The following is a 6088-nucleotide window of genomic DNA, read 5'->3' as shown; positions in this document are numbered from 1 at the left end:
TCATCGGTGCATTACGGTGAGTCATGGAAGACCTCCGGTTCGAGTGAGTGTGGTTACCCACTTCGATATCGGAGGTCTTCTTTCACCTCAAATCCCGATCACAACCTCCCGAGGAAGTACAGCTAGGTAGTCGATGCCTCCGTCGTCGAAGCCTGCGATCTTCTCACCGTTGACGAAGACTGCAGCGGCGTCGTCGTAGAGCACCGAACCGGTCAGCTGCTTGCCTCCTTCGAGGTCAGCGGCGTCGACGTCGATGGTGGTGCGGAAGAAGAACGCCTCGTGGTTCTCGACCGTGCCGTCCTTGTACTGGGTGAGCAGGTTGTCCGGGGTGTGCCCGCCGGAGAGTGCCTTCTTCTCACCGCGCAGCGCGCCGAAGCTGCCGGCCGCGGTCTGCCAGGCGGTGTCGTCGAAGTCTGCGGCGGTCCAGTCGGTGCGGCCGGGCAGCCCATCGGCGGGGTCGGTGCCGTCATCGAGGTAGCGCCATTCGGTGGTGCCGCTGGTGATGAGCTCGGTGTCGAGGGCGGCTGCAGGCGGGGCTGCGGCCGCGGCGACACCGGCGCCGGCCAAGGCCAGGGACAGCAGTCCACCGCAGGCTGCGCGGAGGGATGTCAGTCGGATCATGTCTCTCATTTCGACTCAAGAGGCGTGCATTCGCAGGTGCTTGAAGAGCACCGTCTTGAGCCTGGTCGGCACGAACGAACTCTGAGTGAACGCCGGATGGAAACCGACAGAAACCTGAAAACCCCAGGTCAGAGGGTCAGCTGTGAGTTGCTGACTGGACTTGGTTGCGCTTGGCCATATGGCGCACGGTGTCGGCTGGCAGCATGAGTGTCGGGGCCAGGGTGAAGGCGACGATGGTGGCCCCGACGGCACCGGCGGCCATGATGCCGGCGAGCACGACGATCTGGAAGCGGCCGGCCTCCAGGGGGCTGACGCCGCCGAAGATCGCGCCGACGAACGCGCCGGGCAGGGTGACGAGGCCGGTGGTCTTAGTCTGGTCGGTTGAGGGGATGAGTGCTTCGCGGACGGCTTCGCGGGCGATATCAAGGGTGGCCTGCCGGGGTGTGGCGCCCAGGGCCAGCCAGCCTTCGACTTCCGGGAACCGGTCGGCGGTGCTCTGGGCGGTGCGGCGGCCGGCGAGGGTGACGGCGGTCATCGCGTTGCCGATGACGATACCGCCGATTGCCAGCGCATACCGGGCTGATGGTTCGAGTGCCCCGGTGAGGAAAATGACGGCCAAGGTGATGGCCACACCTGCGGCCATCGCGCCTGCCACGATCCCGAATCGGGTGAGCGTCCAGCCGATGCGCCGGGTGGCGGTGACGGCGGCAACACTGAACATGACAGCAAGGGCCACGGCGACCCAGCGGGGGTCGGTGATGACGCCGGCGAGGATGAAGCTGATCGCCGCCAGCTGCAGTGCGCCGCGGAACACGGCGATGCCGGCGGCCCAGCGGTGGCGGACACCGGCAAGCGTCAGCACTGCGACGGCGACGGCGAGCAGCACGAGGACTGCGGTGATCGTCGGCCACAGCTGCTCGATCATCGGCGTCAGTTCCCGCCCTCGTTGGTGGGCGTTTGCGTCTGTGGCAGGGCGGTGACGGCGAGCTTCTGGATCTCACCGGCGGGGTTGAGCATCATCTCCATCCGCCGTCCGTGCCCGGTTCCCGCTTCGCCTTCTGCCCAGACTTCCCAGCGGGCTGACAGCGCGGTCAGCCATTCGACCTCAGCGGTGGTGCCATCAGCGACTGGGGTGCCGACGTGGTCGCGGATGCGCTGCCATGCTGTGAGCCGTTCGGCACGCGGCATGTCGAGGTCCATGTTGGAGGAGAAGATGCGCTCGGCCTCAGAGTCGTCGCCGGTGGCGATCATTGTTTCGGCCTGCAGCTGGCGGGTGCGGGCCAGTTCCGAGGCGGTGAAACTGGTGATCGGTGTGACTGGGATGCTGACCGGCTGGGTGTCTGAGTCAGCTGAGGCGCTGGCTTTCTGTGCCGGGGTCAGCGGCACCGGTTGGGAGGCCGGCCATAGGCGTGAGTTCGGGTCGTGGTCTCGCTGGATGGCGAGTGCGGTATTGAGTGCGCGGGTGGCGACGGCTTCGGCGGGGAAGTCGGTGAGGTTGGCCAGCACGATAACACCGGTACCGGTGGCGGCATGCCAGCGCATGTGCAGCCCGAAGCCGGGGTAGCCGCCGGAGTGTCCGGCCATGTGCCCGTAGCGGGTGTCGAAGGAGCAGCGCAGCCCGTAGCCGTAGCCGATCGACACGGTGTGATCGTCAGCGTGCTGGATGCTGATCGGCCGCTGGGTCTGCTGCAGGTCGGCGAGCACCCGCCGCCAGGCGCGGGCTTCCGCCGCGGTGCGTCCGAGAGCGCGGCAGGCATCCCCGGGCTCAGTCGAGGTCACCGCGTCGATAAGCGCGGTCACCCAGACCGCGACATCGTCGACGGTCGAGGCGAGCCCGCCGATGGCGGAGAACGCTCCGGGCAGGCTGATCGGCTGCGCTTCGAACTCACCGTCGCTCGTGCGCCGGTAGCCGGTGACGAGCCGGTCGGCATCGAGCTGGCGGACATCGAACCCGGTCGAGGTCAGTCCGAGGGGTGCGAGCAGGTGGAGATGGACGACCTCGGTGAAGGCATGTCCGGTGGCGCCTTCGACGAAGGCACCGAGCATCGCGTAGCCGTAGTTGGCGTATTCGAACCCGGCCCCGGCCGGGAAGTTCGCCAGCGCCTCACCCTGCATGAGCCGCTGCATCTGGGAGATCGGCATCGATTCGAGCCGGTCGGCCCAGGGGTCGTCTTTCGGCAGGCCGGTCGACATCGTCAGCGCATCGCGGATCGTCATCTCCGCAGCCCACTCACCGGTGCTCAGTGCTGGCAGCCAGTCGGCGAGCAGGTCATCGAGGCTGGGTCTGCGGCCGACGACGGGGATGAGCCCACGGCAGATGCCCAGCACCGCTGCGGAAGTGAACGACTTCGTCATCGAGGCGATCCGGTAGATCCGGTCGGTTCCCTGCCCGGCGGCCAGCTGGCCGTCCGAGACGATGCCGTAGGACACCTCGGGAACGGATGCGGCCGCGGCTTCGGCGACCACCACCTCGCGTGCGGCGGTCAGTGCGTCGTCGGTCAGTTTCATGTGTCCTCTCCCCGGCGTTGCTGGGCGGCGATCTCGTGGCGGTGCAGGTGGTCGTAAGAGTCACCGAGGATGGCGTGGAGTCCTTCGGTGCGATCGATCTGCTTGGCGCGGGCGACGAAGTACAGCACGGTGCCGATGGCGAACCAGACACCGAGGATGATGTACTCGGCCGGCCACACGAGAGACGAGCTGGTGCCGGGCACGATCGCCCAGATGATGACCAGCAGCGCGCCGACGCCGCCGATCGCCGGCAGGAAGCCGAGCCGGGTGCGGTAGGGGCGTTCGAGTTCGGGGTAGCGTCGCGGGGTGAGGTACTTGGCGAGGACGACCATGAACCACACGATGCCCAGGTAGACGCCGCCGGTGTCGAGGAACCACACGACCGCGCCGGGTCCGAGCCAGCCGAGGCCGAGCGTGATGGCGGCGGTGGCGATGAGTGCCTTGTGCGGGGTGCCGCGGCGGTCGTGGATGTCGGCCAGCTGCGGAGGCAGCAGATGGGCGCGGCCCATGGCGACCATGATGCGAGAGCTGGCGACGAAGAGGCCGAGGAAGCTGGTGAGCAGGCCGAGGAAGGCGATGAGGTAGGCGCCGGCGCCGAGCAGCGGGAAGCCTGCTTCGCGGAAGGCCGAGACGGTGCCCAGGTCCATCTGGGCGACGTCCTCCCAGGGCAGCACCCAGGCGGTGGCGGCGAGGACGAGGCAGTAGAAGGTGCCGGCGGCCAGCACGGTGAGCACGACGGCGCGGCCGACCTTGCGGGCGGAGATCTTGGCGTCCTCGGCGAGCACGGCGACGAGCCCGAAGCCGGCGAGGAAGGTCATGCCGGGGATGATGAAGCGCAGCGTGTCGGAGACCGGGATCGAGTCAGGATAGTAGGCGGGGAAGAAGTTCTCCGGCGAGCCGGTGGAGAAGCCGACGACGACGAGCGCTGCGCCGATGATGACGATGGCGGCGAACATCGCGAGCTGCACCTGGGCGCCGATCTCGATGCCGAACCAGTTGAGTGCGAAGAACAGCGCGGTCAGCGCGATGCCGACGAGCAGCACCGGCAGGTACACGGTCTCGTCGTTGATGGTGTAGAGCGGGATGGTGTTGAAGACGGGAAGAAGTTGCCGAGCAGGAACCCGAAGGCGGTGACGTAGAAGGCCAAGGAGGAGACGTAGGCGCCCAGCAGCATCCAGCCGGTGAAGAACGCCGCCCCGCGGCCCATCGACGTATACGAGTACACCACCTCGCCGCCGGCGCGCGGGAATGTCGTCGTCAGCTCCGAGTACGCCAGTGCCACGCACGCGGCGAGCAGCACTCCGGCGGCCAGGCCGAAGACGACACCGCCTGCACCGTATTCGCCGAACAGGGTGGAGTTCGTGTAGATCCAGCTCGTGCCGACCACACCTGCTACGCCGAAGGCGAGCAGCTGCAGCATGCCCAGTGACTTCTTCAGCTCAGCCATCGCATCCTCGCTCTCCACTGTCGCGTTCCGGCATCGCCGGCTGTCTCGCACGTGCCCAGCGCACCCGCCCAGCACGCCTGCCGCCTATCGTGCCACACGTCACAGACATCGGCATCGGCGGCCCTGCGACCAGGAAGGAGACCCCCACCGGGCGGGCCTGTAGCACATGCGTTGAGCCACAGATTCACCACCCCCTTTTGGCGCTCGTCGACAGCCGCCGAAAAACCCTCTCAGAGGGGTCGTCACCTGTGGCGTTCCGGCTCTACGATGACCTCATGACACCACTGCGCCACACGCTCAACCACCATGTCATGGCGGTGGGCGAATCCCCGATCCGGCGGCTGTTCGAGATCGCCGCCGATCCATCCATCATCAGCTTCGCCGGCGGGCATCCGGCTCCTGAGCTCTTCGACGTCGACGGGCTCGCTGCGGCCTACGCCCATGTCTTCGCCACCGACGGCCCGCGCGCCATGCAGTACGGTTCGACCGACGGTGAGCCGGAGATGCGCGAGGCTGCCGCCCGTCGCCTGCAGGAGGCGAATGTGCCGGCTTCCGCCGCCGAGGTGATAGTCACCTCAGGCTCACAGCAGGGGCTCGGGCTCGTGGCCCAGGCCCTGTTCAATCCCGGTGACGTCGTGCTCGTGGAGAACCCGACGTACATGTCCGCACTGCAGGCCTTCGCCGTCCAGGGCGTCGAGCTCAAGGCACTCGACGGCGATGAAGCCGGGATCGTGCCCGAGGCGCTGGCGGCGGCGATCGAGATGTGGAACCCGAAGGCCGTCTATCTCATCCCGACCTTCCAGAACCCGACCGGGATCTCGATGCCGGCCTCGCGCCGGCAGCAGATCGCCAATGTGCTTGCCGACTCCGATGTCTGGCTCATCGAAGACGACCCGTACGCGGAGCTGCGCTTCACCGACGATATTCTCACCCCGATCAGCGCCGACCCGCGGCTGGATGACCGTTCGCTGCTGCTCGGCAGCCTCTCGAAGGTCCTCTCCCCCGGTGTGCGCGTCGGCTGGATCCGCTGCCCTGATGAGGAGGCCCGTGAGCGGATCGGCGTGACGAAGCAGGCGACCGCACTGCAGACCTCGACGGTCGACCAGCTCGCCGCCGCCCACTACCTTGCGACCCACAATATGGAAGAGGTACTCGCACCGGTGCGCGCGGAGTACCAGGCGCGCATGCTCACGCTCGTCGAGGAGCTCTCACTGGTGCTGCCTGCAGGATCGGTGATGAATCAGCCGGCTGGCGGGATGTTCGTGTGGGCGCGCCTGCCGGAGGGCTTCGACACGCAGGCCCTCGTCTTCGAAGCCGCCCAGGCCGGGGTCCTCTATGTGCCCGGCCCGCCGTTCTACGTCGCTGACCCGGACCCGCGCACGCTGCGCTTCTCGTTCGTCTCCAACGGCGTCGAGGCAACACGTGAGGGTGTGCGCCGGCTGGCCTCGGTGCTCGGCACCCCTCGGCCGCTGATCGAGTCGGCTTAGCCGCCGACGACCGCGTCTGTCCTGG

The 6088-nt window shown here is 67.6% G+C and carries 6 protein-coding genes; 1 reads left to right on the top strand and 5 read right to left on the bottom strand.

Annotated features, from left to right (window positions below):
* Nucleotides 1-87: 87 nt before the first annotated feature.
* The 5 genes from HLA91_RS11110 to HLA91_RS14100 all read right to left on the bottom strand — a co-directional run bounded on the left by HLA91_RS11110 (nucleotide 88) and on the right by HLA91_RS14100 (nucleotide 4576).
* The gene (locus tag HLA91_RS11110) at nucleotides 88-621 is read right to left on the bottom strand and encodes a hypothetical protein (protein WP_170274714.1); all 534 of its coding nucleotides are present in this window, start codon (nucleotides 619-621) and stop codon (nucleotides 88-90) included.
* A gap of 136 nt (nucleotides 622-757) precedes the next feature.
* Nucleotides 758-1546 (bottom strand): ABC transporter permease, encoded by a 789-nt coding sequence (locus HLA91_RS11105; RefSeq protein WP_170274713.1) that lies wholly within the window; start codon nucleotides 1544-1546, stop codon nucleotides 758-760.
* Between the two features lie 5 nt (nucleotides 1547-1551).
* Nucleotides 1552-3129 (bottom strand): serine hydrolase domain-containing protein, encoded by a 1578-nt coding sequence (locus HLA91_RS11100; RefSeq protein ID WP_170274712.1) that lies wholly within the window; start codon nucleotides 3127-3129, stop codon nucleotides 1552-1554.
* Nucleotides 3126-4184 (bottom strand): APC family permease, encoded by a 1059-nt coding sequence (locus tag HLA91_RS11095; protein ID WP_338076793.1) that lies wholly within the window; start codon nucleotides 4182-4184, stop codon nucleotides 3126-3128. Before HLA91_RS11095 ends, HLA91_RS11100 begins: the two co-directional genes overlap by 4 nt.
* Nucleotides 4148-4576: an amino acid permease gene (locus tag HLA91_RS14100; RefSeq protein WP_275587856.1), complete on the bottom strand. Its 429-nt coding sequence runs from the start codon at nucleotides 4574-4576 to the stop codon at nucleotides 4148-4150. The genes HLA91_RS11095 and HLA91_RS14100 overlap by 37 nt, the downstream gene beginning before the upstream one ends.
* Before the next feature lie 275 nt (nucleotides 4577-4851).
* On the opposite strand from HLA91_RS14100, the gene HLA91_RS11090 reads away from it, so the two are divergent.
* Complete coding sequence (locus HLA91_RS11090; RefSeq protein ID WP_170274711.1) at nucleotides 4852-6063, top strand: aminotransferase-like domain-containing protein; 1212 nt, start codon at nucleotides 4852-4854, stop codon at nucleotides 6061-6063.
* Nucleotides 6064-6088: the final 25 nt, after the last annotated feature.

This window comes from Brevibacterium luteolum, from assembly GCF_013004595.1.
GTDB classification, from domain to species: domain Bacteria; phylum Actinomycetota; class Actinomycetes; order Actinomycetales; family Brevibacteriaceae; genus Brevibacterium; species Brevibacterium luteolum.
This window is presented reverse-complemented; position numbering and strand designations above follow the sequence as displayed.